This window comes from Micromonospora sp. NPDC006431 (assembly GCF_042870725.1).
GTDB lineage: Bacteria > Actinomycetota > Actinomycetes > Mycobacteriales > Micromonosporaceae > Micromonospora.
The window spans coordinates 391938-416659 of record NZ_JBIAHQ010000001.1; the positions used below are offsets into that span (position 1 = coordinate 391938).

General features: G+C 72.5%; 25 protein-coding genes, 3 tRNA genes and 1 pseudogene. 15 read left to right on the forward strand and 14 right to left on the reverse strand.

All coding sequences use genetic code 11. The features are described 5' to 3' along the window. Nucleotides 1-9 precede the first annotated feature (9 nt). Nucleotides 10-758, forward strand: a pseudogene (locus tag ACFYM6_RS01925) (2-phosphosulfolactate phosphatase). Between the two features lie 642 nt (nucleotides 759-1400). Here the strand turns inward: ACFYM6_RS01925 and ACFYM6_RS01930 are convergent. Beyond that, a complete protein-coding gene (locus ACFYM6_RS01930; RefSeq protein ID WP_387271323.1) occupies nucleotides 1401-2945 on the reverse strand; it encodes a hypothetical protein in 1545 nt (514 codons plus the stop codon). Between ACFYM6_RS01930 and ACFYM6_RS01935 the strand changes: the two genes are divergently transcribed. From ACFYM6_RS01935 to amcA, 6 genes are all read left to right on the forward strand, one after another. Continuing rightward, the gene (locus ACFYM6_RS01935; RefSeq protein ID WP_387271325.1) at nucleotides 2926-3387 is read left to right on the forward strand and encodes a hypothetical protein; all 462 of its coding nucleotides are present in this window, start codon (nucleotides 2926-2928) and stop codon (nucleotides 3385-3387) included. The two genes, ACFYM6_RS01930 and ACFYM6_RS01935, sit on opposite strands and share 20 nt — an antisense overlap. Nucleotides 3388-3577: 190 nt before the next feature. Beyond that, entirely contained in the window at nucleotides 3578-3931 is a 354-nt protein-coding gene (locus ACFYM6_RS01940; RefSeq protein WP_387271326.1) for a sterol carrier family protein, read from the forward strand. 165 nt (nucleotides 3932-4096) lie between these two features. Further along, on the forward strand, nucleotides 4097-5644 hold the full coding sequence (gene purF, locus ACFYM6_RS01945; protein ID WP_387271328.1) for an amidophosphoribosyltransferase: 1548 nt from the start codon (nucleotides 4097-4099) through the stop codon (nucleotides 5642-5644). A 62-nt stretch (nucleotides 5645-5706) separates the two neighbouring features. Next, on the forward strand, nucleotides 5707-6861 hold the full coding sequence (gene purM, locus ACFYM6_RS01950; RefSeq protein ID WP_387271330.1) for a phosphoribosylformylglycinamidine cyclo-ligase: 1155 nt from the start codon (nucleotides 5707-5709) through the stop codon (nucleotides 6859-6861). Nucleotides 6862-6983: 122 nt separating this feature from the next. Then, the gene (gene amcB, locus ACFYM6_RS01955) at nucleotides 6984-8087 is read left to right on the forward strand and encodes a cyclophane-forming radical SAM peptide maturase AmcB (protein ID WP_387271843.1); all 1104 of its coding nucleotides are present in this window, start codon (nucleotides 6984-6986) and stop codon (nucleotides 8085-8087) included. Continuing rightward, nucleotides 8056-8292, forward strand: a complete 237-nt coding sequence (gene amcA / locus ACFYM6_RS01960; RefSeq protein WP_073834996.1) for a multiple cyclophane-containing RiPP AmcA — start codon at nucleotides 8056-8058, stop codon at nucleotides 8290-8292. The genes amcB and amcA overlap by 32 nt, the downstream gene beginning before the upstream one ends. A 147-nt stretch (nucleotides 8293-8439) precedes the next feature. Here amcA and ACFYM6_RS01965 read toward each other — a convergent pair whose 3' ends face one another. Beyond that, nucleotides 8440-8655, reverse strand: coding sequence for a DUF3073 domain-containing protein (locus ACFYM6_RS01965; protein ID WP_073834995.1), 216 nt, complete (start codon nucleotides 8653-8655; stop codon nucleotides 8440-8442). Nucleotides 8656-8955: 300 nt separating this feature from the next. Beyond that, a complete protein-coding gene (locus ACFYM6_RS01970) occupies nucleotides 8956-10038 on the reverse strand; it encodes a Glu/Leu/Phe/Val dehydrogenase (protein ID WP_387271332.1) in 1083 nt (360 codons plus the stop codon). Between the two features lie 173 nt (nucleotides 10039-10211). Between ACFYM6_RS01970 and ACFYM6_RS01975 the strand changes: the two genes are divergently transcribed. Beyond that, complete coding sequence (locus tag ACFYM6_RS01975; protein WP_357434596.1) at nucleotides 10212-11051, forward strand: hypothetical protein; 840 nt, start codon at nucleotides 10212-10214, stop codon at nucleotides 11049-11051. Nucleotides 11052-11304: 253 nt separating this feature from the next. Next, nucleotides 11305-11514, forward strand: coding sequence for a BldC family transcriptional regulator (locus tag ACFYM6_RS01980; protein ID WP_007073996.1), 210 nt, complete (start codon nucleotides 11305-11307; stop codon nucleotides 11512-11514). A gap of 87 nt (nucleotides 11515-11601) precedes the next feature. Here ACFYM6_RS01980 and ACFYM6_RS01985 read toward each other — a convergent pair whose 3' ends face one another. Beyond that, nucleotides 11602-11982, reverse strand: a complete 381-nt coding sequence (locus tag ACFYM6_RS01985; RefSeq protein ID WP_073834992.1) for a PPOX class F420-dependent oxidoreductase — start codon at nucleotides 11980-11982, stop codon at nucleotides 11602-11604. A gap of 54 nt (nucleotides 11983-12036) precedes the next feature. On the opposite strand from ACFYM6_RS01985, the gene ACFYM6_RS01990 reads away from it, so the two are divergent. Next, nucleotides 12037-12813 (forward strand): class I SAM-dependent methyltransferase, encoded by a 777-nt coding sequence (locus ACFYM6_RS01990; RefSeq protein WP_387271335.1) that lies wholly within the window; start codon nucleotides 12037-12039, stop codon nucleotides 12811-12813. A 74-nt stretch (nucleotides 12814-12887) separates the two neighbouring features. Here the strand turns inward: ACFYM6_RS01990 and ACFYM6_RS01995 are convergent, their stop codons facing one another. Next, a complete protein-coding gene (locus ACFYM6_RS01995; RefSeq protein ID WP_387271337.1) occupies nucleotides 12888-13175 on the reverse strand; it encodes a hypothetical protein in 288 nt (95 codons plus the stop codon). Nucleotides 13176-13341: 166 nt separating this feature from the next. Between ACFYM6_RS01995 and ACFYM6_RS02000 the strand changes: the two genes are divergently transcribed. Next, a complete protein-coding gene (locus ACFYM6_RS02000) occupies nucleotides 13342-14199 on the forward strand; it encodes a 3-hydroxyacyl-CoA dehydrogenase family protein (protein WP_387271339.1) in 858 nt (285 codons plus the stop codon). Between the two features lie 76 nt (nucleotides 14200-14275). Next, entirely contained in the window at nucleotides 14276-15019 is a 744-nt protein-coding gene (locus ACFYM6_RS02005; protein WP_387271341.1) for an enoyl-CoA hydratase/isomerase family protein, read from the forward strand. Between the two features lie 61 nt (nucleotides 15020-15080). Here ACFYM6_RS02005 and ACFYM6_RS02010 read toward each other — a convergent pair whose 3' ends face one another. Continuing rightward, nucleotides 15081-16421, reverse strand: a complete 1341-nt coding sequence (locus ACFYM6_RS02010) for an ABC transporter substrate-binding protein (protein ID WP_387271342.1) — start codon at nucleotides 16419-16421, stop codon at nucleotides 15081-15083. A gap of 166 nt (nucleotides 16422-16587) precedes the next feature. Here ACFYM6_RS02010 and ACFYM6_RS02015 point away from each other — a divergent pair, with 166 nt between their 5' ends. Together ACFYM6_RS02015 and ACFYM6_RS02020 are read left to right on the forward strand one after the other, a co-directional pair. Then, a complete protein-coding gene (locus ACFYM6_RS02015; protein WP_387271344.1) occupies nucleotides 16588-16977 on the forward strand; it encodes a hypothetical protein in 390 nt (129 codons plus the stop codon). Between the two features lie 108 nt (nucleotides 16978-17085). Beyond that, the gene (locus ACFYM6_RS02020) at nucleotides 17086-17793 is read left to right on the forward strand and encodes a DUF2786 domain-containing protein (protein WP_387271346.1); all 708 of its coding nucleotides are present in this window, start codon (nucleotides 17086-17088) and stop codon (nucleotides 17791-17793) included. Between the two features lie 72 nt (nucleotides 17794-17865). On the opposite strand, the gene ACFYM6_RS02025 is transcribed toward ACFYM6_RS02020, so the two are convergent. The 8 genes from ACFYM6_RS02025 to crtI form a co-directional block, all read right to left on the reverse strand. Then, a complete protein-coding gene (locus ACFYM6_RS02025) occupies nucleotides 17866-18381 on the reverse strand; it encodes an SRPBCC family protein (protein ID WP_387271347.1) in 516 nt (171 codons plus the stop codon). Between the two features lie 842 nt (nucleotides 18382-19223). Beyond that, nucleotides 19224-19297, reverse strand: a tRNA-Phe gene (locus ACFYM6_RS02030). Nucleotides 19298-19368: 71 nt separating this feature from the next. Continuing rightward, nucleotides 19369-19445 (reverse strand) — tRNA-Asp (locus tag ACFYM6_RS02035). Nucleotides 19446-19478: 33 nt separating this feature from the next. Then, nucleotides 19479-19551 (reverse strand) — tRNA-Glu (locus tag ACFYM6_RS02040). Nucleotides 19552-19694: 143 nt separating this feature from the next. Beyond that, nucleotides 19695-20483 (reverse strand): polysaccharide deacetylase family protein, encoded by a 789-nt coding sequence (locus ACFYM6_RS02045; RefSeq protein ID WP_387271349.1) that lies wholly within the window; start codon nucleotides 20481-20483, stop codon nucleotides 19695-19697. A 73-nt stretch (nucleotides 20484-20556) separates the two neighbouring features. Then, complete coding sequence (locus tag ACFYM6_RS02050) at nucleotides 20557-21555, reverse strand: MerR family transcriptional regulator (protein WP_387271351.1); 999 nt, start codon at nucleotides 21553-21555, stop codon at nucleotides 20557-20559. Beyond that, a complete protein-coding gene (idi, locus tag ACFYM6_RS02055; protein ID WP_387271353.1) occupies nucleotides 21545-22147 on the reverse strand; it encodes an isopentenyl-diphosphate Delta-isomerase in 603 nt (200 codons plus the stop codon). Before idi ends, ACFYM6_RS02050 begins: the two co-directional genes overlap by 11 nt. A gap of 40 nt (nucleotides 22148-22187) precedes the next feature. Next, nucleotides 22188-23669: a phytoene desaturase family protein gene (gene crtI, locus ACFYM6_RS02060; RefSeq protein ID WP_387271354.1), complete on the reverse strand. Its 1482-nt coding sequence runs from the start codon at nucleotides 23667-23669 to the stop codon at nucleotides 22188-22190. A gap of 117 nt (nucleotides 23670-23786) precedes the next feature. Between crtI and ACFYM6_RS02065 the strand changes: the two genes are divergently transcribed. Beyond that, the gene (locus tag ACFYM6_RS02065) at nucleotides 23787-24713 is read left to right on the forward strand and encodes a phytoene/squalene synthase family protein (protein WP_387271356.1); all 927 of its coding nucleotides are present in this window, start codon (nucleotides 23787-23789) and stop codon (nucleotides 24711-24713) included. Nucleotides 24714-24722 lie beyond the last annotated feature (9 nt).

Consider the following 24722-nt stretch of genomic DNA (forward strand, 5'->3'; position numbering starts at 1 on the left):
GCCCAGGCCTTGGCCGTCTACGCCCAACCCGGCGCCGGCGCCCGGTTCGACTGGGGGCTGACCGGGGCGGCGGAACTCGGCCGGGTCTGCGCGGCCCTGGTGGTGGTGGACGTGCTCTCGTTCACCACCGCCGTCGAGGTGGCGGTCGGTCGCGGCATGCGGGTGCACCCGTTCCCCTGGGGGAGCAGGCCGCCGAGTACGCCCGCCGGGTGGGGGCGGTCGCCGCGGTCGGCCGCCGGCAGATGACCGTGGAGCATCCATGGTCGCTCTCGCCGGCGGCGTTGCGGACCGCACCGGCCGTCGCCGATCTGGTCCTGCCCTCGCCGAACGGCTCGGCGATCAGCGCCGCCGCGAGCGCCACCGGTCTGCCGGTGGTGGCGGCGTGCCTGCGTAACGCGCCCGCCGTCGGACGATGGCTGCGCGCCCAGGGGTACGGCTCGAACGACGCGCCGGTGGGTGTGGTGGCGGCCGGTGAGCGTTGGCCGGACGGTTCACTGCGCCCCTGCGTGGAGGATCAGCTCGGGGCGGCCAGCGTGCTGGACGCCCTGTCCGGGGTGCCGGGCGGGCTCTCGGTGGAGGCGGCGATGGCCCTGGCCGCGCTGGCCAGCACGCCCGACGTGCCGGCCGCCGTCCGGGGGTGCGTCTCCGGGCGGGAACTCGCCGAGGGCGGCTTCGCCGGGGACGTGGAGGTCGCCGTCCAGGTGGGTGTCTCCGACGTGGTACCGGTTCTGCGCCAGGGTTACTTCGCCGCCGCCTGACCCGGCTCCGCTGGCTGGCCCGGCTCTTTGGGTTCGGTCCGTGGGTCCGCCGCCTGGTCCGGCGCTGCCTGCTGGTCCGGCTCTGCCCGTTGGTCAGTCAGTCCCCGGCTGTTCGTCCGGCTCGGGCCGGTGTTTCGGCGCGCTGGCTGCTTGCGTGTCGGTGACTACCGACCTGATGACGTAAACGACTCACGTGTTCGCGAAACGATCACGGCGACTTCGGGTGCAGTTGTTGTCGCCCCAGCGACAACAACTGCACCCGAAACCGACGGCCGCTCTGTCCGGCGGCCGGGCGCGCCGGAGCTGTGCTGGCCCATCCCGGTGATTCATCTACGCCATCAGGCGCACGTGCTCTGGCTGGATGACGCCCGGCACGCCCGCCGCCGCCAGGTTGGTAGCAGGGCCCGACAACTCATCGGTGGCGAGGACGGACCGGACCGGTCCGGCAAGTCGACCACGGCGGTCTGTTCGGCAGCTCCGCGACCTGGCTCGGGGCGCATGTGTCCGGATCCGGACGCGAGTCGAGCCGGGCGGGCCACCCAGGTCGGCCACTGCGGACTGCCGTACCGATTATGCGAAGTGGCCGCCCGGATCGTCCGGGCGGCCACTGTCGATATCGTGCGGGGCACGTGGCCCCGGCAGTCAGTCGTCCAGCCAGTCGAGGCGGCGGCCGCCGCGCTCCTGCGGGCCGTCGGGTCGGCCCCGACCGGCCTGGGCCGGATCGCCGTAGTGTCCGCCCTGGTCGTAGCCCTGGTTGTCGTAGCCACCGGTCCGCTGCTGCGGCGGCTGCTCGTGGCCGTAGCCGCCCTGCTGCGGCTGGCCGTAACCGGCGCCGCCGCGGTAGCCGCCCCGCTGGTCGTGGCCGTCGTAGCCCGGCTGCGGGCCGTTGTCGTAGCCGCCGCGCTGGTCGTAGCCGTCGTAGCCCTGCTGGCCGCCGTCGTAGCCGCCCGACGGCCCGTTGTCAAAGCCACCGGAGGGGCCGCCGTAGCCGCCACCCTGGCCGTAGCCGGTGCCCGGCTCCGAGCCGCGGCCGTACTGTCCCTGGCCCGGCTGGTCGTAGCCGCGCCCCTGGTCGGGCTGGTCGTAGCCCCGACCCTGGTCCGGCTGGTAGGTGCTGGTCGGGTACGGGTCGGCCGGCGGCGCGTACTGGGTGTTGTCGCCGGTGTAGCGGCCGGTCGGCTCGTCGTACCGCTCGCCGCCGTAGCCGCCGCCCTGAGCGGGCGGGTAGCCACCGGCACCGGCGCCGTAATCCCGGCTGCCGTAGCCGCCACCCGAGGACGGAGCGTTGCCGTATCCGCCACCCGAGGAGGGCGCGTTGCCGTAGCCACTACCCGAAGAGGGCGCGTTGCCGTAGCCACTACCCGAAGAGGGCGCGTTGCCGTAGCCGTTGTGGCCGTAGCCACCCTGGCCGGCCGGCGGCTCGTCGCCGTAGCCACCGCCGCCCCAGCCGTCCTGCCCGCCGCCGACGCCGTACGTGGGCCCGGGTGGGGCGCCGTACGGGTCCGGCGGGACGTCGTCCACGACCGGGCGGTGCATCATGGTCGGCGCGTCGCTGAGCGAGGGGCCGCCGACCATCGTCGGAGCCGCTCCGGCGCCCATGCCGTTGACCACCCGGGTCTGGTCGTCGGCGCCCCGGTAGGCGCCCCGGGCGGCCGGCACGGCACCCGCGCCCGCCGGGCCACCCGGACCCATCGGACCACCCGGGCCGTCACCGTCGATGTCGTCGTCGCCCTCGTTCTTGCGCTTCATGTAGAGCAGCACGATGGTGCCGACGCCCACGGCCACGAAGAGACCGCCGAGCAGGATCAGCAGCCAGTTGCCGAAGCCGCCGGAGTCCTGCTGGGCGGCGGGCTGCTGCCCCGCGGCCGCCTCGGTGGCCGGCGTGTCGGTGGCCTCGTCGGTCGGCTCCTCGGTCGGCACCGGCTCCGCGCTGGCGGACGGCGACGGGCTCGGACTCTTCTCGACCTTGATCGGCACGCTGATCCGCACGCCGGTCACGGCCTGGCCGGCCGTCGCGTTGACCGTCTTGTAGCCGGGGGTGCCGTCCTTGCTGGCCCCCAGGTCGATCCGGCCGGGTGCGATCGGGGCCGAGGACGAGCCGGTGAACCGGAAGTTCCCGCTGCCGTCCGTGTTGGTCGAGTACTGCTTGCCCTTGCTGTCGCGGAGCATGACCACGGCGCCCGTCACCGGCTCGCTGTTGTCCGCGATGACCACCTTGCCGGAGATCGACTTGACCGTCTGCGGCTCCGGCGGCGCGCTTGGCTTGACGGTGACGCGCAGCGTGCGGGGGCTGTTGTCCCCCGTAACCGTGATCTTCGCCTGGGCTCCGTTGGCCGCCGGCGCGTTGCCTGCTGCCGACAGGGTCAAGGGCACCTGCTTCGGCCCCGGCGTTTCGAAACTGATCGGCCCGCAGCCCCCACAGGTGACGCCGTCAGGCAGATCGGTGATGTCGATGTCCGCGGAGGTTTCGCCAATGTCCGGTCTCACGACGACGTTGACCGAACTGCTCTTGCCGGCATCAATCGTCACCGAGTCATCCGCTGAGGTGATCCTGGCGGCGGAGGCGGGTGTGGCGGGGACGGCGAGCAGCGCGCCGACAACCAGCGCCACCACCACACCGGCCCGCTGATTCCAGGCACGTCGGTGTGTTGACACGTCCACCGCCTTCCGGGTCTGATCTCTCCCCGCCGGCCGGCGCCGGGCCGGGGACGATCACTCACGGTACGAATACGCCGTCGGCAACTATGCCTTGTCTGGCCGGATCATCTCTACCCAGGGCCAGCGTCGACCGTGATGCTGTCGAATCGTATCGTCCCGTCGTGTCCTCTCCGCACACTAAGTCCGCCGCGGTCGCGGCCGCGTTGACAGCGCTGGATGAGGGGCGTACGCCCGAACGGCCGGTGTTCCGGGAGGCGGTCCGCACCCTGCTGGCCGTCCTCGCCGAGCGCGCCCCCGGCCGATCGGTGGAGGTGCGGGTTCCACCATACGGTGCCGTGCAGTGCGTGGCCGGACCGCGACACACCCGTGGTACGCCGCCGAATGTGGTGGAAACGGACCCGGAGACCTGGCTCGCGCTGGCCAGCGGCCGCCTCGGCTGGGCGGAGGCGGTCACCGAGGGTCGCGTACGGGTCAGCGGGATCCGCGCCGACCTCGCCGACCACCTCCCGCTCTAGCTGGGGGTACGGCTGCTCGCCATCACGATCAGCAGGCGAGACGTGACTGTCAGTGTCGACTGCTATTCGCGTACACTGTCAGGCGACGACGGCCCCGGCCGGTCCGCGCGGAGCTGACCCCCGACTCCGCCAGGCCGGGTCCAGACCAGCATGAGGGAGCGGCAGGTGCCCCGAGGCGATGGCCGGCTGAGCCACGACCTTGACCCCCAGCGACCCGGCCCCCAGGACGCGTGTGGCGTCTTCGGTGTCTGGGCCCCGGGGGAGGAGGTCGCCAACCTGACCTACTTCGGGCTGTACGCCCTGCAGCACCGTGGCCAGGAGGCCGCGGGCATCGCGGTGAGCGACGGCTCCGGGGTGGTGGTCTACAAGGATCTTGGCCTGGTGGCCCAGGTGTTCGACGAGCCGACTCTGGCCAGCCTGCGCGGGCACGTCGCGATCGGCCACGCGCGCTACTCGACCACGGGTGGCTCGACCTGGGAAAATGCCCAGCCGACCATCCGGGCGACCAGCTCCGGCACCACGATCGCGCTGGCCCACAACGGCAATCTGGTCAACACCGCCGAGCTCCAGCGCGAGGCGGCCACGCGGGGCATGGACTCCGACGGCTCGACCAACGACACCTCCCTGGTCACCATGCTGCTGGCCAGCCGTCCTGATCTCTCCGTCGAGGCGGCCGCGTTGGAGGTGCTGCCCCAGCTGCGCGGCGCGTTCAGCTTCGTGTTCATGGACGAGTCGACCCTCTACGCGGCCCGCGACCCGCACGGGGTGCGCCCCCTGGTGCTCGGCCGGCTGGAGCGCGGCTGGGTGGTCGCCAGCGAGACCGCTGCGCTGGACATCGTCGGCGCCAGCGTGGTCCGCGAGGTCGAGCCCGGCGAGCTGATCGCCATCGACGAGGACGGGCTGCGATCCACCCGGTTCGCCGCCCCGGAGCCGAAGGGCTGCCTCTTCGAGTACGTGTACATCGCCCGCCCGGACGCCACCATCGCCGGGCGCAACGTGCACGCCGCGCGGGTGCAGATCGGCCGCCAGCTCGCCCGGGAACACCCGGTCGAGGCCGACCTGGTGATCCCGGTGCCGGAGTCCGGCACCCCGGCCGCGATCGGCTACGCCGAGGAGTCCGGGATCACCTACGGCCAGGGCCTGATGAAGAACCCGTACGTCGGGCGCACCTTCATCCAGCCGTCGCAGACCCTGCGCCAGCTCGGCATCCGGCTCAAGCTGAACCCGCTGCGGGAGAACGTCCGCGGCAAGCGCCTGGTCGTGGTGGACGACTCGATCGTCCGCGGCAACACCCAGCGGGCCATCGTGCGGATGCTGCGCGAGGCGGGCGCCCTGGAGGTCCACGTGCGGATCTCCTCCCCGCCGGTCAGTTGGCCCTGCTTCTACGGCATCGACTTCGCCACTCGGGCCGAGCTGCTGGCCAACGGGCTGGACAACGAGGGCATCCGGCGGTCGATCGGGGCGGACACGCTGGGCTACGTATCGCTGGCCGGCCTCATCGCCGCGACCGAGCAGCCGAAGACGCGGCTCTGCCGGGCGTGTTTCGATGGGGAGTACCCGATCGAACTGCCGGCCGGGCACCTGATCGGCAAGCACGTGCTCGAAGGCGTGGGCCGGCGGGTCACCGCCGAGGCGGCCCAGGCCACCGCTGACATCACCACCGCCGCACTCGGCGACAACCGCAAGCCGTCGGCCGCTACCCACCGCCCATAGCACCTCCGACGCGGGTCCGCTCACCGCAACAGCGGCCCGCGAGAACCACAAAGGGGAGAACCGTGACGCACGTGTCCGAGCGCAGCGGCGCAGGAACCAGCCCGACGGGCGCCGGCGGCGACCGCCAGCCCTGGACGGCCGGCACGAGCCGTACGACGCGCAAACGTTCGGTCTCCTACGCTGACGCCGGGGTGTCGATCGAGGCGGGCGACCGCGCGGTCGAGCTGCTCAAGTCCAAGGTCAAGCAGACCCGGCGCCCGGAGGTCCTGGGTGACCTGGGCGGCTTCGCCGGCCTGTTCCGGCTGGACACCAAGAAGTACAAGAACCCGATCCTCGCCTCCTCCACGGACGGGGTCGGCACCAAGCTGGTGATCGCCCAGCAGCTCGACATCCATGACACGGTCGGCATCGACCTGGTCGCGATGGTGGTCGACGACCTGGTCGCCTGCGGCGCCGAGCCACTGTTCCTGCTCGACTACATCGCCACCGGTGAGGTCGTGCCGGACAAGGTCGCCGAGATCGGCGCGGGCATCGCCGACGGTTGCCGGTACGCGGGCTGCGCCCTGCTCGGCGGCGAGACCGCGGAGCACCCGGGCGTGCTGCGTCCCGACGAGTACGACATCTCCGCCACCGGTGTCGGCGTGGTGGAGGAGAGCGAGATCCTCAGCTCCGAGCGGGTCGAGGTGGGCGACGTCGTGATCGCGATGCGCTCCTCCGGCCTGCACTCCAACGGCTACTCGCTGGTCCGGCACGTGCTGCTGGGCGCCGGCCGGATGCGGTTGGACGTGGTGATCGAGGACTTCGGCCGGCAGCGCACCCTCGGCGAGGAGCTGCTCACCCCCACCAAGATCTACGCCCAGGACTGCCTCAAGCTGATCGCCGAGGCCGAGGTGCGGGCGTTCGCCCACGTCACCGGCGGCGGCATCCCGGGCAACCTGGTCCGGATCCTGCCGGAGCACGTCGACGCGGTGGTCAACCGCTCCACCTGGAAGCCCCAGCCGGTCTTCGACCTGATCCAGTCCAAGGGCCGGATCGAGGACCCGGAGATGGAGGCGACGTTCAACATGGGCGTCGGCATGTTCGCCATCGTCTCCGCCGAGGACGCCGACCGCGCGCTGGCCACCCTGACCGGCCGGGGCGTCGACGCCTGGCAGGCCGGCGAGATCATCGAGGGCTCCGGCAACGTGCAGATGATCGGGCAGCACACCCGGGGATGATCACACTCTGGTGATCATCCGGGCACCTGATCGGGGGTTCACCCGAGTAGCCACCGCCGCCTAGCCTGAAGGGCACTTCGGGCTGACGGGGAGGGTTGATGGCTGCTCGTACGCATCCCGGGATGCGCGGCATCGCCGCCGTCCCCTCGTACGTGGTGATGCAGCCGACCACGCTCTGCAACCTCGACTGCGCCTACTGCTACCTGCCGATGCGGGCGGCGGACCGGCGGATGCCGGTCGCGGTCGCCGAGGCGGTGGCGGCCGCGGTGAACCCGTGGGCGGCCGCGGGGCGGTTCTCGGTGGTCTGGCACGGTGGGGAGCCCCTGGCGGCCGGACGGGAGCACCTGGCGGCCCTGCTGGCCCCCTTCGGCCCTGAGGTGGAGCATCACGTCCAGACCAACGCCACGCTGATCGACGACGCCTGGTGCGCGTTCTTCGCCGAGCACGGCATCCGGGTCAGCGTGAGTGTGGACGGGCCGCGGGAGCGCAACGGTGAGCGGGTCACCCGGGGCGGCCGCCCGGCGTACGACCGGATCCTGGCCGGGGTCGCGGCGCTGCGCCGGCACGGGTTGCCCTTCTCGGCCCTCGCCGTGGTGTCCCGGCCCGCGCCGGGCCTGGCCACCGAGCTGTACGACTACTTCCTCGACCTCGGCTGCGACGTGCTGGGCGTCAACATCGAGGAGACCGAGGGGGTCAACACCCGGAGCAACGCCCGGGACGCCGTCGCGGTGACCAGATTCTGGGCGGAGCTGGTCGGCGCCTGGCGCCGGGATCCCCGGATCCACCTGCGCGAGGTGGAGTGGACCCTGCGGTACGCCGGGGCCGTCCTGGCCGGCGCGGCGGACGACCTGCTGCCCCGCCAGCTCGACCCGATCCCCACCGTTGCCCACGACGGTACGGTGGTGGTGCTCTCCCCCGAGCTGGCCGGCTTCAGCGACGCTCGGTACGGGGACTTCAGCAGCGGCAACGTGCTGAGCACCCCGCTGGCCGAGATCCTCGCCGGTGCGGGGCGTACGCCCTGGGTCGGTGAGTTCCTCGCCGGCGTCGAGGCGTGCCGGTCGTCCTGCCCCTACTTCGGGTTCTGTGGCGGCGGCCACGCCGCCAACCGCTACTTCGAGCTGGGCCGTTTCGACGGTACGGAGACCGAGCACTGCCGCAACAGCAAGATCCGCCTACTGGAGGGAGTGTTGGAGCATGCCCGAGACCGCGAGTCGCCGGCAGCCTGAGCGCGTCGGGGAAGCCGCACCGGACCCGGTGGCGGACCGCGTGCGGGAAGCCGCCGTGGGATTGACCGCTCTGCTCCACGAGGCCGAGGCCGCGCGGCTGCTGCGGGCGGAGGTGTCGGGCGGTGACGGAGCCAGCGCGGTGTGCGCCTGGAACCACTTCGAGAACATCCCGACGTTCTACAACTGGAACAACCGGCCGCGCTGACGCCAGCCGTCCGCGATCAAGGACCTGCCGGTGCGCCCGGGCGCGGCCCGGTGCGGCAGGTCCCTGATCGTCGGTCGGTACGCCGGCTTCCGCTGAGCACATGCGTGAGCACGCGGGGGCTACCGCGTGCTCAGATGTGACCGGAGGTCAGCGGGTCGGACGGGCCCAGGTGTCCGGGTCGTCGTCCGCGTGGTCCTCGTCATCGTCGTCGACATACTCTTTGTAGTCGTCGTCGAAGTCGTGGTCCGACTTGCCGCTGCCGCCGAGTTCTCGCTGCAAGGCGGCGAGGTCGGTGTTCGGGGAGTGGTACTTCAACTCCCGGGCCACCTTTGTCTGCTTGGCCTTAGCACGGCCGCGCCCCATGGCTCGACCCCCTCGCACAGAATGCGGGGCAGCCCGAAGGCGGGCCCCGATGACGTCAGGCATCTCTCGTGGCTCTTACGGTACATGGGGATGCCGCCGTTCGGCACCTCGGGTTACCTTCAGCCGGCCCTGCGCGTCGCAGTGTTCCGGCCGTCACAAATTGTACCCGGTAAGGAGCGGACACCGTGACCGGCCGTGACACTGGACAAACCGTCGCGAAGCTGCCTAATTTCCAGCTTAACGCCGGCGAGGTCAGCCCCGCACGCCGGGGACGGAGCGGTGCCCCGCCCGGCGTGATGTTCACCGCAGGTGGATCGTCCGCAGCCGGCCGACCTCGGCCATCCGCCGCTCGGCGAGCCGGTCCGCGGCCACCGCCGGCGGCACGCCCTCGTCGTCGGCGAGCCGCAGGATCTCCCGGGTGGTGTCGTAGATCCGGGTCGCCCGCAGCTTCGCCCGCTCGAAGTTGAAGCCCTCGATCTCGTCGGCGACCTGGATCACGCCGCCGGCGTTGACCACGTAGTCGGGGGTGTAGAGGATGCCCCGGTCGGCGAGGACCTTTTCGATGCCCGAGTGGGCGAGCTGGTTGTTCGCCGCGCCGGTGACCAGCTTGGCCCGCAGCACCGGCACCGTGTCGTCGTTCAGGGCGCCGCCCAGCGCACACGGGGCGTACACGTCGATGTCGGAGGCGATCAGCGCGGCGGTGTCGTCGACCAGCTCGACCTGCGGGTGGGTGGTGCGCACCCACTCGAGGGCCTTCGGGTTGACGTCGGTCGCCACGACCTCGGCCCCGTCGCCCAGCAGGTGCCCGGTCAGGTACTTGCCGACCTTGCCCAGGCCGGCCACGCCGACCCGGCGCCCGGCCAGCGTCGGGGCACCCCAGACGTGCTCGGCGGCGGCCCGCATGCCCTGGAAGACACCCCAGGCGGTCAGGATGGAGGAGTCGCCCGCACCGCCGTGCTCCACGCTGCGTCCGGTGACGTACCGGGTCTCCCGGGCGATCACGTCCATGTCGGCGACGTAGGTGCCGACATCGCAGGCGGTGTAGTAGCGCCCGCCGAGGGACTCCACGAAGCGGCCGTACGCGCGCAGCAGCGCCTCGCTCTTGATCTGCTCCGGGTCGCCCCAGATGACGGCCTTGCCGCCACCGAGGTCGAGGCCGGCCAGGGCGTTCTTGTAGGCCATGCCGCGGGAGAGGTCGAGCACGTCGGCGAGGGCCTCCTCCTCGCTGGCGTACGGGTAGAACCGCGTGCCGCCGAGCGCGGGGCCCAACGCGGTGGAGTAGATCCCGATGATCGCCTTGAGGCCGGACTGCGTGTCCTGGCAGAACACGACCTGTTCGTGGCCGGTGGATCCGGGGTCGTCGGTGCTGGCGAATACGCCCATTGCTGACTCCTGTGTCGGTGTGCGTCCTTGTGGGGCGCGGACCTGGTGGCGTGCCGGCGGGATGCTGCCGGTGCTGCAGAGCCTAATATCGGCCGGAACCGTACTGTCGTGCACGTCACGGCCCCCCGTCACGCCGGCGACGCGGGGGTCCCGTCTCGTGGGAGGATCGCCCCGTGCCGTCGCTCTTCGCTTCTTACCTGCGGGTGTACGAGCCGCTGACCGCTTTCGATCGGGACCGCCAGTCGTTCTGGCGCCGGTACGTCAGCGAGGGCCGGGCGGTCGCTCCGCTGGAGGGCCCGGTCCGGCAGCGCACCGCGGTGATCGAGGCGCTCGGTGCGGGCTGGACCCGGCTGCCCGACCTGCCGGACGAGGCGTACGTGCTGGAGACCGACGACACGCTGCTGGTCTGCCCGTGGAACCTGCGGATCCGGGTGGCGGAGGCGGCGCTGAGCGCCCGGGACGGGGTGCCGTCGGTGCTGGCCGACGCGTTCGTCCCGCCCACCCTGGCCGGGCAGGCCAAGGCGGTGGTGGAGGACTGGCGCAGCGGGGCGCGGGTGCTGGAGCACGGGGTGCCGCGGGTGCACGAGCAGATCGCCACCTGGGGGGTGCCGCTGCGCTGGTTCGTGCTCTTCGACCGGCAGGAACGGCAGTTGGTGACCGAGCCGGACCGGCGCGCGCTGCGCTACCGGACGGAGATCTCCAAGGCGCGCCGCCGGTCGTCCCGAGCGCTGTCGGTGCTGCGCAAGTCGGTCGGGGACGCCCCGATCACCGAGGCGGTCGAGGAGGCCGCCCGCTGGCTGGAGGAGTTCCACCCGCGCTCGGTGGTGGAGCTGGACTACGGCGGGCTGGTGCAGCTGCTGCCGGACGAGACGCTGGCCGCCGACGACTCGACCGAGCTGGTCGCGACCGGGCTGGCCGGGCTCTCCCGGGGCGAGGCGGAGGAGGCGTCGGCGGCGTACGACAAGCTGGTCGCCCGGTGGCGGGCGGTGCAGCTGCTGGAGCGCTGCAACTAGCCCGAATTGCCCGATAGAGACCTCTCGATGCGAGAGTGTCTCGTAGTTGACGCATCACGAACCGTGATCATGAGTCCTAATAAGGTACTTTCTGCGGCGTAAAAGTCGTAAAAATCGGGCATGGTTCATCCGTCCGTCTAGGGACCTTCAGCCGTTCGGCCCATGTCGGACATCGGGGACTAGCCGGACCATGGGAGACGCGTCGGCCGGCGGGACCCCGGCCGATGTCTATACATGTGGAGGAGTGACCCCGATGGCATCGCGAACGCATGAACCAGAGCCGCTACTCACACCGGCCGAGGTGGCGTCGATGTTCCGTGTCGACCCGAAGACGGTGACCCGGTGGGCCAAGGCTGGCAAGCTTAGCGCGATCCGGACCCTGGGCGGCCACCGCCGCTACCGCGAATCGGAGGTCCGGGCCCTGCTGCAGGGGCAGATTCCCCAGCAGCGCCAGGGGGACTGACCACCCGGACTTTCTCAGGCGTTCCGATCAGGGGCGGCCGGACGTACGCGCGAGCGGCGATCCGCCGCCCTTAATCGTGTCCGGGGTTCACTCGTCCAGCACGACGCGCAGCCCCACCGTGCCGCGCTCTCCACGGCGCAGCCGGCTGCCCAGCAGGCTGAGCCGCCCGATCATGCGGTACTTGTGCTTCAGCAGTCCGCGGATCCGTTGGGTGCCGACCAGATCGCAGATCGCCGCGTGCCCCGGTAGCGCCTCGCCGTGCGGCCGGCCGCGAACGTCGCACGGCGCCACGGTCACCCGGCCGTCCCGCCGGATCCGCTTGACCTTGCCGGAGTCCGACGCCGTCCACACCGCCAGCGCGTCCCCGTCCCGCACCGCCCAGACCGGCGTCGCCACTCCCCGGCCGTCCTTGCGGAACGTCGTGAGCAGCACGTACTTCTCCGCCGCCAGGCGGTCCAGGTCGGTCACGCCGCCCAGGATACGGCCGCGACAGCCCGGCCGAGCCCGGATAGCGTGATCGCCGTGACCGGGAAACCCACGATCGGCGACGTGTTCGGCGAGATGATCCGCGACGCGTACGCGGTCGCCACCGGGGTCGGACCCCGGCCCCTTGTCGGCGGGCGGCTGCCCCGACCGGTCATCGAGATCATCGAGCGGGACGACGGCCTGGTCAACGGCGCCCCCGCCGGGCACTACCTGGACCCGCCAGAGGCGTGGCAGCCGTACGACCACCGGGCCGTGGAGCGGGTGCGCGGGCACGCGCTGGACGTGGGCGTCGGTGGCGGCCGGATCGCCCTGCACCTGCAGCAGCGCGGGGTCCCGGTCACCGGGCTGGACACCTCGGTCGGGGCGTTGCGGGTCTGCCGCCACCGGGGCGTACGCGACCTGGTGCACGGCACGATCGACGAGCACGTCGCCGACGGCCGCCGGTACGACACATTCCTGCTGCTCGGCAACAACCTCGGGCTGATCGAGGGACGGGAGCGGGCACCCGGGTTCCTGGCCGCGCTCGCCGCGCTGGCCCGGCCCGGCGCCCAGGTCATCGCGCACGGCACCGACCCGTACGGCACCACCGACCCGGTGCACACGAGCTACCACGAGCGCAACCGGCAGCGGGGCCGGTTCGGCGGCCAGCTCCGGCTGCGGCTGCGCTACCGGCTGCTCGGCACGGAGTGGTTCGACTATCTGGTGTGCTCGGTCGACGAGCTGGCCGAGCTGGTCCACGGCTCGCCGTGGCGACTGGTCGACGTGGACGACCGGGACCACCCGTACTATCTGGCCACGCTGAAGCTGACCTGAGCGCGGGCCCCGAGGTGGGAAGGGCCCCTGCGTCGCCGCCGCCGAGGGCGTTGACCAGGGGCCCTCCGTCTCGCTCACACCTGGACGGTCGGGGAGTGCTGCTCCGGCGGGAGGCCACCGTCCCCGTCGACCACCTCGTCCGGGGTGCCGTCCTCGTCGATGTCGACCATGGTGATGTCCACCTCGCCGTCACCGTCGGTGTCGAACTGGAACAGGTCGGCCTTCCCGTCGCCGTCGGTGTCCACCACCCACACGTCGGTCCGGCCGTCGTTGTTGGTGTCCGCGCGGAGCAGGTCCACCCGCTCGTCGCCGCGGGTCTCCACGGTCTCCGGGTTCTCCGCGCTCTCCGGTGCCTGGCTCATGTCGGTCCTTCCGTGTCGGCTTCGACGGCCGTCGTACCCGATCCGGCGCGCCCCCACGCACACCGCCCGGGCCGGCCCTGCATAGGGTCGCACCCAGGAACGAGCGGAGCATGCGGGCCGGCGCGGCGGGGACCCCGCGCGCCGCCGCACGCGGCGAGGGGACGTCATGAGTCGTCGTTTTGTGGTCGTCGGGGCCGGCACCATGGGCCTCGGCATCGCGTACGTGGCGGCCGGCGCCGGTTACGCGGTGGAGCTGGTCGAGGTGGATCCGCCCCGCGGGGCGGCCGCCGTGCAGCGCCTCGGCGAGCTGTGGGAGCGCGGGGTGCAACGCGGCAAGCTGACCGCCGAGGAGGCGACGGCGAACCGGGCGCGGGTCACCCTGCGGGCCGGGTTGGCCGAGGTCGCCGAGGGGCCCGACGTGATCGTCGAGGCGGTCCCGGAGCGGCTCGACCTCAAACGGTCGGTGCTGCGGGAGGCCGAGGCGCGGCGTCCCGCCCTGCTCGGCAGCAACACGTCCAGCATCCCGATCGCCGACCTGGCCGACGGGCTGGACCGGCCGGCGGACTTCGTCGGGTTGCACTTCTTCAACCCGGTCTGGGCGATGGCGCTGCTGGAGATCGTGGTCGGCCCGGCCACCGCGCCGGGAACCACCGAGGCGGCGGTCGCGCTCGCCGGGCGGCTGGGCAAGGACCCCGTCGTCGTACGCGACATGCCCGGCTTCGCCACCTCCCGGCTCGGGGTCACCCTCGGGCTGGAGGCGATCCGGATGGTCGCGGACGGGGTGGCCAGCCCCGCCGACATCGACAAGGCGATGGTGCTCGGCTACCGGCACCCGGTCGGCCCGCTGGAGCTGACCGACCTGGTCGGGCTGGACGTCCGCCTCGACATCGCCCGCACCCTCCAGGCCGCGTACGGGGACCGGTTCGCGCCGCCGCCGCTGCTGGTGGAGATGGTGGCCGCCGGGAAGCTGGGCAAGAAGTCCGGCCAGGGCTTCTACACGTGGGAAGGCGGGGTCAAGCAGTGAGCGAGCGTAGCGAGCGAACCATCAAGCTCAGCGCCATGAAGCCTCACGCCGGCGCCGACCGTAGGGAGGCGCAGGCGTGAGCGGGCTGCGGATCGAGGAACTGCCGGATCGGCTGGTGGTGACGCTGGACCGGCCGGAGAAGCGCAACGCCATCGACGCCGACCTGATCGCCGAGTTGCACGCGGTCTGCGCCGAGCTGGAGGAGCGGCCCCGACTGCTGCTGCTCACCGGCGGGGCGGAGGGCATCTTCGCCGGCGGGGCGGACATCGGCCAACTCCGCGAGCGCGGCCGGCTGGACGCCCTGGCCGCCATCAACCAGGCCGCCTTCGCCCGGATTCGGGCGCTCCCGATGCCGACCGTGGCGGCCGTGGACGGCCCCGCGCTGGGTGGGGGCGCCGAGCTGGCGTACGCCTGCGACCTGCGGGTGTGCACGGCGCGCGCGGTGTTCGGCCAGCCCGAGGTGCGGTTGGGCATCCTGGCCGGCGCCGGCGCGACCTACCGCCTGCCGGCGCTGGTCGGGGAGGCCCGGGCCAAGGAGCTGCTCTTCACCGGCCGCCGGGTGGACGCCGACGAGGCCCTGCGGATCGGGCTGGTCAACCGGGTGGTGACCGAGCCGGCGGAACTGCTGCCCACCGCGCACGGCCTGCTCGACGAGATCGCGAAGGGTTCGGCGCTGGCGCTGCGGCTGACCAAGCTGGCCGTGGACGCCCCGCCCGCCGCCCACCCGCAGCTGGACCTGCTCAGCCAGGCGGTGCTCTTCGAGGACGAGGAGAAGCACCGGCGGATGACCGAGTTCCTGGAGCGGCGCCGGTCCCGCTGACCGGTCCGGACATGCGACGAGGGCCGCACCGGGCGAACCGGTGCAGCCCTCGTCGTCGCGTTCAGTGCTGGATCGGTACTCCGGCATCGGCCAGCGTGGTGATCACCTGCAACGACTCGCCGAAGCCGATGATCAGCACGGCGTCCGCCCCGTAGTCCCTTATCTCCCTGGCGCCGGCCGAGAAGTCCACCGTCTGCCCGTCGGCCGGCAGCGGGTACGTGAGCAGCTTGACCTGGTCGCCGCCCAGACCGGCCCGCTCCAGCTCGGCGCGGACGTTCTCCTGCAGGCCCTCGCCGTAGGAGTCCTTGCGGGCCACGATGGCGACCTTGTGCGGGCCGTCCCGCATGATCACGTCGGCCAGGGCCCGGCCCTGGAGGATGTCCGACGGGGCGGTGCGGAAGTAAAGCCCCTTGTCGTCGATCGTGGTGAGCCCGGCGTCGGTGTTCGACGAGGAGAAGAGGATCCGGCCGGCGGCCACCACGTCGGGCAGCACGGCCCGGGAGATGCCGGACGCGGCCGCACCGATGATGACCTGGACGCCCTTCTGCACGTGCGACGCCACCGCCGCCTTCGCGACCTCGGGGTTGGTGCCGTCGTCGCCGTCGATCCACATCACCGGCTGGCCCAGCACGCCCTCGGCGGCGTTGATGTCCTTGATGGCGAGCGCCGCGCCGGCGGCCAGCGGCGGGTACGCCAGGGCCAGGTCACCGGTCTTCGGCAGCAGACCGCCGATGATCAGCGGCGTGTCCCCCTTGCCCGGCTTGCCGCGCTGCTTCTTCCCCGGCGGCGGGGCCTTGGTGCTCGCCCCCGACTCGTCACCGGCGCCCACGAACTCGGTCTTGCCGTCGTTGATCCGCTCGTGGTCGAAGTGCAGGGTGGCGTAGCTGGCGGTGGCCGGCTCGCCGGCGTCGGTGAACCCGGCCCGGGTCAGCGACACCCCGCGATACTCGATGTCCTGGCCGGCGCGGGCGAGCCGCAGACAGGTCGCCGGGTCCTCGCAGCGCTGCCCGCCGTTGGTCACCCCGACGATCTGCTTGGCGATCTCGGCGGGCTGGGTGGAGCCGGCGAGCTGGGCGGCCAGCGCGCTGATCACCACCGCGTCGTACGTCTCGGCCGAGTAGAGGTAGTCGGTCAGCTTCGGGTCTACGGTCCGTAGCCGTTCCTTGAAGCTCTCCGGCAGTTGCGTGAGCGGAATTGTGCCCTTCATGCCGTTCAGAAGGCTCGCCCGGTCCTTCAGTTCGGCCGCGTACGAGTTCTGCATGTTGCCGTCGGTGCCGTAGAGGCGCACCTGGGTGGTGGTGTTCGCCTCCTCGGGCTGGTCGCTCCCGCAGGCGCTGGTGGCGAGCAGGAGCGCCGCGCAGGCCACGGAAATGGCCGCGCGCGACGCGCGTGATACGAGCATTGTCGTCCTTCCTCCGGCGAAGGTCCGCTGCGCACATTAGCGTGCCGGGGCGGCCCGCGGGACCGTGGAGGTGGCTCCGTCGGCAGCCCGACTGCGGATATCACGGACCGTGATGGCTGGGCCGTTTCGGGGTCACGGCTTGACCGTCGGTCCTACTGTTCGGCAGGTGACCGACGAAGCACAGCAGACGCTGGACGACGCGACCGCGGTGCTCCGCTCGGCGCTGGCCGGTGACGGCGACGCGGTGGTGGGCACCTTCGATGCCGTGGTGGACCGCTCCGGGCTGGCCGGGGCGTACGGGGTGGCGTGGTGCCTGGCCGCCACGATGGTCGGTGACGACGCCCCGGCGGGCGGCTGCGCGCTCGACTTCCCCGGGATCGACCAGGCCGACTACGACACCCGCTGGGTGGCCCGCTTCGTCAGCGCGTACGCCAACGACGACGACGACACCGGGGAGGCGCTCTTCGGCGCCGCGGTCGCCGACGGGCTGCTGCCGGACTGCCTGCTCACCCTGGCCGGGTCGACGGTCGCCACGCTGCGCAGCCGGGCGGGCTGACCGCCGGCTCCACGGCTCAGGGCCGGCGCTGCGGGTCGGCCCGGCACGGCCAGCGCGCCGGGCCCGGCGCATCCCGACCGGTCCCGCCACTGTGGTAGCTCTGGGGGCATGTCCGAGGCGATGCTGAGCAAGGTCCGCAAGCTGCTCGCCCAGGCCGAGGACCCGGCCTGCACGCCGGCCGAGGCGGCGGCGTTCATGGCCAAGGCGACCGAACTGATCGCCCGCTACGGCGTGGACCGGGCGCTGCTCGCCGCCCGGGAACCGGCCACCGACCCGGTCGGCGACCGGGTCGTCGAGGTCGTCGCCCCGTACGCCCGGGACAAGGCCGGCCTGCTCGCGGCGGTCGCCGACCCGCTGCGCTGCCGCTGTGTACGACGACGGCAGGGCAGCGGCTTCGCGATGCACCTGTTCGGCTTCGCCAGCGACCTGGAACGGGTCGAGCTGCTCTTCACCTCGCTGCTGGTGCAGGCCGCGCACGGGTTGGCCGGTGCCGCCGTACCGGCCGGGGAGCATCCGGCCGCGTTCCGGCGTACCTGGCTGGCCGGCTTCGCCCAGGTGGTGGCGGAGCGGCTGCGCGCGGCCGAAGCCGACGCGGTGGCCGAGTCCGGCGCGCCCTCGGCGGCGCTGGTGCTGGCCGACCGCTCCGATCGGGTCCAGCGCCGGCTCGCCGAGGTCTACCCCCGGCTGCGTACCGCGCCGGCCCGGCGGCTGGCCGGCACCGGGTTCGGCTCGGGTGCGGCGGCGGGTCGCCGGGCCGACCTGGGGGGCACCGGCCTGGCCGGCCGGGGCGCCGCGACCCGGGGCATCGGGGGGTGAGCCCGGACCGGCGGGGGTGCACCGCTCAGGTAAGACGTTCGGCGGTGAGCCCGGACCGGCGGAGCGCTCCGGTCAGGCCGGGTTGCGGGCGACCGTGGCCAGGTAGCGGCAGAGGAGTTCGTGCCAGCCGGCGGTGAGCGCCTCGCGGTAACCCTCGGCGGCCGCACCGTGCCGGTCGAAGTAGCGGTGCTCGACGTCGACCCGGGTCAGCTCCGGCCCTTCCGGCTGGAAGAGGACCTCGACCTCGCTCGCCCGCGTCGGGTCCGGCACCGCCACCCGGTCCGGCCCGATCTGCCAGGTGAAGACCAGCCGGCGGGGTGGATCCCAGGTCAGCACCCGGCCCCAGTCGCTGCGGAAGCCGTACGGGCCGATCTCGTAGAGCATGCCGCCGGCCCGGGGCTCCATCCCCAGTTCGGCCAGGGCCTCCGGCCCGGACCAGGTGTATTCGCGTACCCACCAGTCGGCCAGCGACCCGGTGAAGACCGCGAACGCCCGTGCGGCGGAGGCTGGGGCGAAAAGGCTGCTGCGGAGAGTGAACCGGTCGAATTCCTGACGAACCTCATCCGGATCGGCCATCTCCTGTCCCATAGGCCCGGACCATACCGGCTGATGCCTCGCTGTGCAGCTTCACAGTGCGCCCGCTTCCCGACACTGGGAGCGAGATTTCCCGAAAGCAAACTGCCAGGCCATCTAGGTGCGATCAGTGACGGTGATCACGAGGGAAAGCGGTCAACCACGGCCAGCAGGGACACGGCCATCTGGCCTAGACGCCGACCGGTCCCCACTGGCGATTCAGCAGGTGAGGACCGTTGTAGCCCGGCGAAAGGCTATGTGGCCAGGGGCGCGGTCGAACCGCCGACCTTCCGATTTTCAGGCACCCGCATTTCCGCAGGTCAGAAGGTTGGCGGAGGTCGCCGTGCATCGTCGTGCAGCTAGTGGCTCGGCTCGCATCGTTGGCCCGCGGTCAGGCCCACCACTTCGGGTACCACCTCAGAACCTCTTCCGCAGACTTGGGCGGCTTGGACTCCCTTTCCCGCCAAGCGGCAATGGCAGTCGGACCATGAGCCACCAGTCCCCCGGCGACGAGAAGTAGCGACGTGACCTTTTCAGGCCAGCCCAGCCACACCCCGACACCCGACGCAAGCAGGAGCAGGAGCCCTACGAGCTGCGCCATCCGGAGACGCGGGCGCTTCATGCCTGCAAGTCTACGTTTGATCGACAACGAGGCCGATTCCCCGAAGCCGGCAGCGGGGACGGGATGGCGGCAGAAGCGGGGCGGCGTGCGATCTGCGTGCGATAAGTGGCGGTGATCACGAGCCAGGAGCGGTCAACCACGGGCAACGGCGACCGATGCAGCCGGGATACCAACAGCAAGATCCCCACCGACGTTTCCGCTGGTGGGGACCTCTGTAGCCCGGCGAAAGGCTATGTGGCCAGGGGCGGGGTCGAACCGCCGACCTTCCGATTTTCAGTCGGACGCTCGTACCAACTGAGCTACCTGGCCGTGCCGCTCGGCTCATGCTACCGCATGGTCCGATACGCAGAACGCCGCGCAGATGAGCGCGGCGTCAGCGCTGGCGGTCCTGACGGGACTTGAACCCGCGACCTCCGCCTTGACAGGGCGGCGAGCACTCCAACTGCTCCACAGGACCTGGCTGGTGTTGCATCCGGCCTGAGCCGGACCGTGCCCCCAACGGGATTCGAACCCGTGCTACCGCCTTGAAAGGGCGGCGTCCTGGGCCGCTAGACGATGAGGGCGGCCCCGCCATCATTGCACACTCGCAACTTCAAGCGGACTTGCTCCCATCCGGCCCCGCCGGAGGCATGAGAAGCATATGCCATGCCTCGGCGGTCGACCAAACCGGTATGCCCCTGGCCGTGACGACGGGCGGAAGCACAGGTCAGCGGGGTGGGGTGAGACCGTACCGGCGCTTGAGGTCGGGAATCAGCTGCCGGCAGGCCGCCATGGTCTGGCGCCGGTCGCCGCCTCCGTCGTGCATCAGCACGATCGAGCCAGGGCGCGCCGCCGCCGTCACCCGCTTGATGATCGTCTTGGCGGGCGGGTGGTCCCAGTCCTGCGGGTCGACGGTCCAGTGCAGCGGGCGCATGCCGAGCTGGCGGGCGACCGTCACCTCCTCCGGCGTCCACCGGCCGCCGGGCTGGCGGAACCAGCTGATCTTGGCGTCCGGCACGGCGGCCCGGATGGCCTGGTTGGTGCGCACCAGGTCCGCCCGGATCTGCGCGACCGGCCGCCGGCCGAGGTTCAGGTCGTGCCGCCAGCTGTGGTTGCAGAGCTGGTGGCCCTCCCGGACGATCCGTGCCACCAGCGCCGGGTGGCGGCGGGCCTGCGTGCCGATCAGGCAGAAGGTCGCCGTGACGTGGGCCGCCCGCAACTGGTCCAGGATCTGTGGCGTCCACCGGGGGTCCGGCCCGTCGTCGAAGGTCAGTGCGATCTCCCGGGTGCCGCTCCGGCGCTGCAGCCCGGCGGGCAGGGTCTTGGGCAGCGGACGCAGCTTCGGCTTCGGCGGGGTGGTGCGCTTGGGCTTCGGGGTGGGGCTCGGCTCTGGTGCTGGGGTGGCCGAGGCCGTCGGCGGGCTGCCCGCCTGGGCGGGGGGCTTGCCGGGGCTGCCGCAGCCGGTCACCAGCAGGACCAGGCCGAGGGTGAGCGCCAGCACGGCGCGTGAACGCATCGTCGCTCCCGAAGAGGGGTCGGGGTATGACTTACCGACGGTAGTGGACGGCGCGCCGAACCGGGAGGGGGCGTCAGCCCGCCGTCGGCTGCTCCAGCGAGTCCCGTACGGCCACCGCCAGCGAGACCGCCTCGGTCAGGTCCACCGGCCGTACCACGCCGGCCGGCAGCGTGTCGGCCTGCCACCCCGGCCCGGCGGCGAGCACCAGCAGCGGCCGGCGAGGGGCGGCGAGCAGCGCGGAGAGCTGGTGCGGACCGGCGGTGGCCCGGGTGTGCGACCAGAGCGCCACGGCGGCCGGCCCGGTCCGGTCGACCGCCTCGAGCAGGGCCGCCACCGGCACCCGTGCCCCCAGCATCCGGTAGCCCACCCCTGTCTCGGCGAGCGCGGCGCCCAACGCCTCGAGCGGCAGCGTGTGCTGTTCCTCGTCGGCGCAGGAGAGCAGGATCGGGGGTGGGCCGGCGGTCGGGTGCGACCGGGCCGCCGCGGCGAGCGCCTCGGAGACGCACCGGGACATCAGGTGTTCCACCTCGATCAGCGCGGCAGTGGCGGCGTGCCGTTCGCCGATCCCGGCAAGCACCGGCCGGAGCAGCCCGTCCCAGGTCGCCACCACGCCGTCGGTGGCGAGGGCGTGCGCGATCGTCTCGCCGATCGCCACCGAGTCCAGCCGCATGGCGGCGCGGGCCAGCCCGCGGGCGACCGGACCGGCCCGGCCGACCGGGATGGTCGTCCCGCCGCCGTCCCGGGCGGCCCGCGGGGCGATGGCCGCGGGTTGCCGCGCGGCGTCAGACCCGCCGGGCTGGCGCTGTCGCCGGAGTCGCGCGCCGAGGTCGGGCGGGACCACCGCGGGCGCCTGCCGGGCCCAGCGGGCCGCCTCGGCCGGGGCCACCCCCTCGACGGTGAGCCGCCGCATGATCTCCAGGCGGGCGAGGTCCGCCGGCGTGTAGCGCCGGTGGTGTCCCGGTAGGTGCTCACTGGGACCGAGGCCGTAGCGCTGGTGCCAGGTGCGCAGGGTGGTGACCGCGACCCCCAGGCGGCGGGCGACCGCCCCCGCGCTCAGCGCCTCATCGGCCACCCGGCCGCTCCGGTGCCTGATCGGCCGGCGCCGGACGGGCCGGGCTGGCGACAGGAGCCGCCGGCCGCAGCAGCCGGCTCACCACCCCGCCCAGCCACGGCGCGTACGCGCGGGGGTCGACGTCGAGGTCGGCCGTCAGCTCGCCCGGGTCGACCCAGCGCAGACCGGCCACCTCTTCGGGGTCGGGTCGGGTGGGCAGAGCGGCGGGCACCTCGGCGCGCAGCACGTGGTCGTACTCGAACTCGACGCGGCCGGTGGCCGGGTCCTCGGCGTAGTAGACGTACACCCCGACCTCGGTGAGGTCGACCGGGTCGACGCCCAGTTCCTCGGCCAGCCGTCGGTTGGCGGCCTCGGCCAGCGACTGGCCGGGCAGCGGGTGACCGCAGCAGGAGTTGGCCCAGCGCAGCGGGAACCGCGTCTTCACGGCGGCCCGCTGCTGGAGCAGGATCCGCCCGTCCGGGTCGACCAGCAGCACCGAGAACGCCCGGTGCAGCCGACCGGGCGGCTGGTGGGCGGCGGCCACGGTGGCCTCGCCGAGCGCGTGCCCGGCGTCGTCGACCAACTCGACCAGGTGTTCTTCGCGGGACGTCACGGGACCGGCCTTTCGTTCGGGGCCGCGTCGCGCCACGCGCTCACCGACCGGCTCCGGTGATACGCGCGGCGGCGAGCTTGCCGCTGATCAGGACCATGGGCACCCCCACCCCGGGTTGCGTGCCGGAGCCGACGAAGACCACGTTGCCGAGCGTCCGGTGCAGGTTGGTCGGGCGGAACGGCCCGGTCTGGAAAAGGTTGTGCGCGGCGGCGAACGGGGTGCCGGCGGCCATGCCCTGCTCCGCCCACTCGGCCGGGGTGATGGTGTGCAGCACTTCGATCCCGGCCCCGAAGCCGACGTAGCCCCGCTGCTCCAGGGTCTCGACGAGCTGGTCGGCGTACCGGCGGGTCAGGTCGCCGCGCCAGTCGAGGGGCGCCCGGTCGAGGTTCGGCACCGGGGCGAGTACGTAGTAGGTGTGCCGCCCGATCGGGGCCACCGACGGGTCGGTCCGGCTCGGGTTCGTCACCAGCAGCGACGGGTCGGTCATCAGCTCGCCTCGCCGGATCACCTCGTCGAACGTGCCCTTCCAGGACCGCCCGAAGTGGATGTTGTGGTGGGCGATCTTCGCATAGCCCTGCCTCGAACCGACGTGCAGCACCACGCAGGAGGGCGAGTAGGTGAGCCGCCGCTGCCGGTCGGCGGGCAGCAGGTCCCGGTAGGCGACCGGCAGGTCGGGGTTGAGCACCACGACGTCCGCGGGGACGAACTCGCCGTCGGTGGTCACCACCCCGGTGGCCCGGACGCCGGCGGTCTCCACCCGGCTCACCGTGGTCGCGTACCGGATCTGCACGCCGTGCTTCTCCGCCGCGCCGGCCATCGCGCGGGAGACCGCGTGGATGCCGCCGCGCGGGAAGGACACCCCGGCCACCGAGTCGAGGTACGCGATGACCGCATAGATGGCCAGCGCGTCGTGTGGCGCGAGGCCGGCGTACATCGCCTGGAAGGAGAAGATCCGCTGGGTACGCGGGTCGCGGAAGAACTGGTTGATCTTCGTCTGGAGTCGGCGGAACGCCCCGTTGGCCAGCAGCTTCACCAGGTTGACGGTGAGCAGGTCGGTCGGCGCGTCCAGGTTGCGCTCGATGAAGTCGGCCCGCTCCCACTGCCACAGGTTCCGGGCGTAGTCGACGAACCGCAGGTAGCCGTCGGCCTCGCGGGGGCCGCAGACCCGGGCGATCTCGGCGGCCATCCGGGTGGTGTCGGTGATCACGTCGAGCGTCGACCCGTCCGGGTAGTACGCCCGGTACGCCGGGTCCAGCGGGGTCAGGTCGAGCCAGTCGGTCAACTCCTCGCCGACCGCGCCGAGCGCCTCGGCGATCAGTTCCGGCATGGTGAGCACGGTCGGGCCGGTGTCGAACTCGTACCCGTCGACGGCGAGCCGCCCGGCGCGTCCGCCCGGCACCGCCTCGCGTTCCAGGACGGTCACCTCCCGGCCCTGTCCGGCCAGGTGCAGCGCGCAGGCCAGCCCGCCCAGGCCGGCGCCGACGACCACCACCCGGTCGGTTCGTCCGGTCACGCTCCGCATGTGCCCACCTCCCTCACCGCTGCGTCGGTCTCGACGCCATTGCGTCGTTGGCCATGTCGGCGAGCGTACCTTAGGCTACGAGTTGCGTCGATTGATGCGTCGATATGAGGAGGGCTGGTGGACGCCGATCTCGCCGCGGCCTACGACCGTTGTCGTGAGCTGCACCGACGTCACGGTCGGACCTACTATCTCGCCACCCGCCTGCTGCCCGCTTGGAAACGGCGGCACGTGCACGCCCTCTACGGATTCACCCGGTACGCCGACGAGATCGTCGACTCGACCGAGGACCTGACACCGGCCGAGCGCGCCGCCCGGCTCGCCGCCTGGTCCGACCGCTTCGCCGCCGGACTGCGCGGGGAGCCGGTCGACGACCCGCTGCTCCCCGCGGTGCTGCACACCATCGCCATCTTCGAGCTGGACCCCGCCGACTTCGCGTCGTTCCTGCGCAGCATGGCGATGGACCTGACGGTCACCGGGTACCCGACCTATGCCGACCTGCTCGACTACATGGAGGGCTCGGCCGCCGTCATCGGCACCATGATGCTGCCGATCCTGGGCAGCTCCGACCCGGTCGCCGCCCGGGAACCGGCCCGCCAGCTCGGCCTGGCGTTCCAGCTCACCAACTTCATCCGGGACGTCGCGGAGGACCTGGACCGGGGCCGGACCTACCTCCCCGACGAGCACCTGGCGATGTTCGACGTCACCCGCGCCGACCTGCTCGCCGCCCGGGCGGTCGGGCACAGCACGCCGCAGATCCGCGAGCTGATCAAGTACGCGGTGGCCCGCGCCCAGGCCCACTACGCGGCGGCCGCGCCGGGCATCCCCCTGCTCACCGCCGCCTCGCAGGCCTGCATGCGCACCGCGTACGAGCTCTACGGCGGGATCCTCGACGAGGTGGCCGCCCAGGGCTACGACGTCTTCGCGCGGCGGGCCCGGGTACCCGTGCCGCGGCGGCTGGCGGTGGCCGCGCGGGCGCTGCTCACCCCGGCCGGCACGCCGGTGGCCGTCCCCGGGCCGGCGATCCAGCCGGCGCTGGCCGTGTGAAAGGGCCCG

Bases quoted from the DNA above. Each gene is read 5' to 3' on its own strand.
- ACFYM6_RS02020 (WP_387271346.1), top strand. From the start codon at position 17,086: ATGTCCGAGGCGATGCTGAGCAAGGTCCGCAAGCTGCTCGCCCAGGCC.
- ACFYM6_RS02025 (WP_387271347.1), bottom strand. From the start codon at position 18,381: ATGGGACAGGAGATGGCCGATCCGGATGAGGTTCGTCAGGAATTCGAC.
- ACFYM6_RS02010 (WP_387271342.1), bottom strand. From the start codon at position 16,421: ATGCTCGTATCACGCGCGTCGCGCGCGGCCATTTCCGTGGCCTGCGCG.
- ACFYM6_RS01970 (WP_387271332.1), bottom strand. From the start codon at position 10,038: ATGGGCGTATTCGCCAGCACCGACGACCCCGGATCCACCGGCCACGAA.
- ACFYM6_RS01965 (WP_073834995.1), bottom strand. From the start codon at position 8,655: ATGGGGCGCGGCCGTGCTAAGGCCAAGCAGACAAAGGTGGCCCGGGAG.
- amcA (WP_073834996.1), top strand. From the start codon at position 8,056: ATGCCCGAGACCGCGAGTCGCCGGCAGCCTGAGCGCGTCGGGGAAGCC.
- ACFYM6_RS02045 (WP_387271349.1), bottom strand. From the start codon at position 20,483: ATGCGTTCACGCGCCGTGCTGGCGCTCACCCTCGGCCTGGTCCTGCTG.
- ACFYM6_RS02000 (WP_387271339.1), top strand. From the start codon at position 13,342: ATGAGTCGTCGTTTTGTGGTCGTCGGGGCCGGCACCATGGGCCTCGGC.
- ACFYM6_RS01980 (WP_007073996.1), top strand. From the start codon at position 11,305: ATGGCATCGCGAACGCATGAACCAGAGCCGCTACTCACACCGGCCGAG.
- amcB (WP_387271843.1), top strand. From the start codon at position 6,984: ATGCGCGGCATCGCCGCCGTCCCCTCGTACGTGGTGATGCAGCCGACC.
- ACFYM6_RS01995 (WP_387271337.1), bottom strand. From the start codon at position 13,175: ATGAGCCAGGCACCGGAGAGCGCGGAGAACCCGGAGACCGTGGAGACC.
- crtI (WP_387271354.1), bottom strand. From the start codon at position 23,669: ATGCGGAGCGTGACCGGACGAACCGACCGGGTGGTGGTCGTCGGCGCC.
- ACFYM6_RS01935 (WP_387271325.1), top strand. From the start codon at position 2,926: ATGACCACGGCGCCCGTCACCGGCTCGCTGTTGTCCGCGATGACCACC.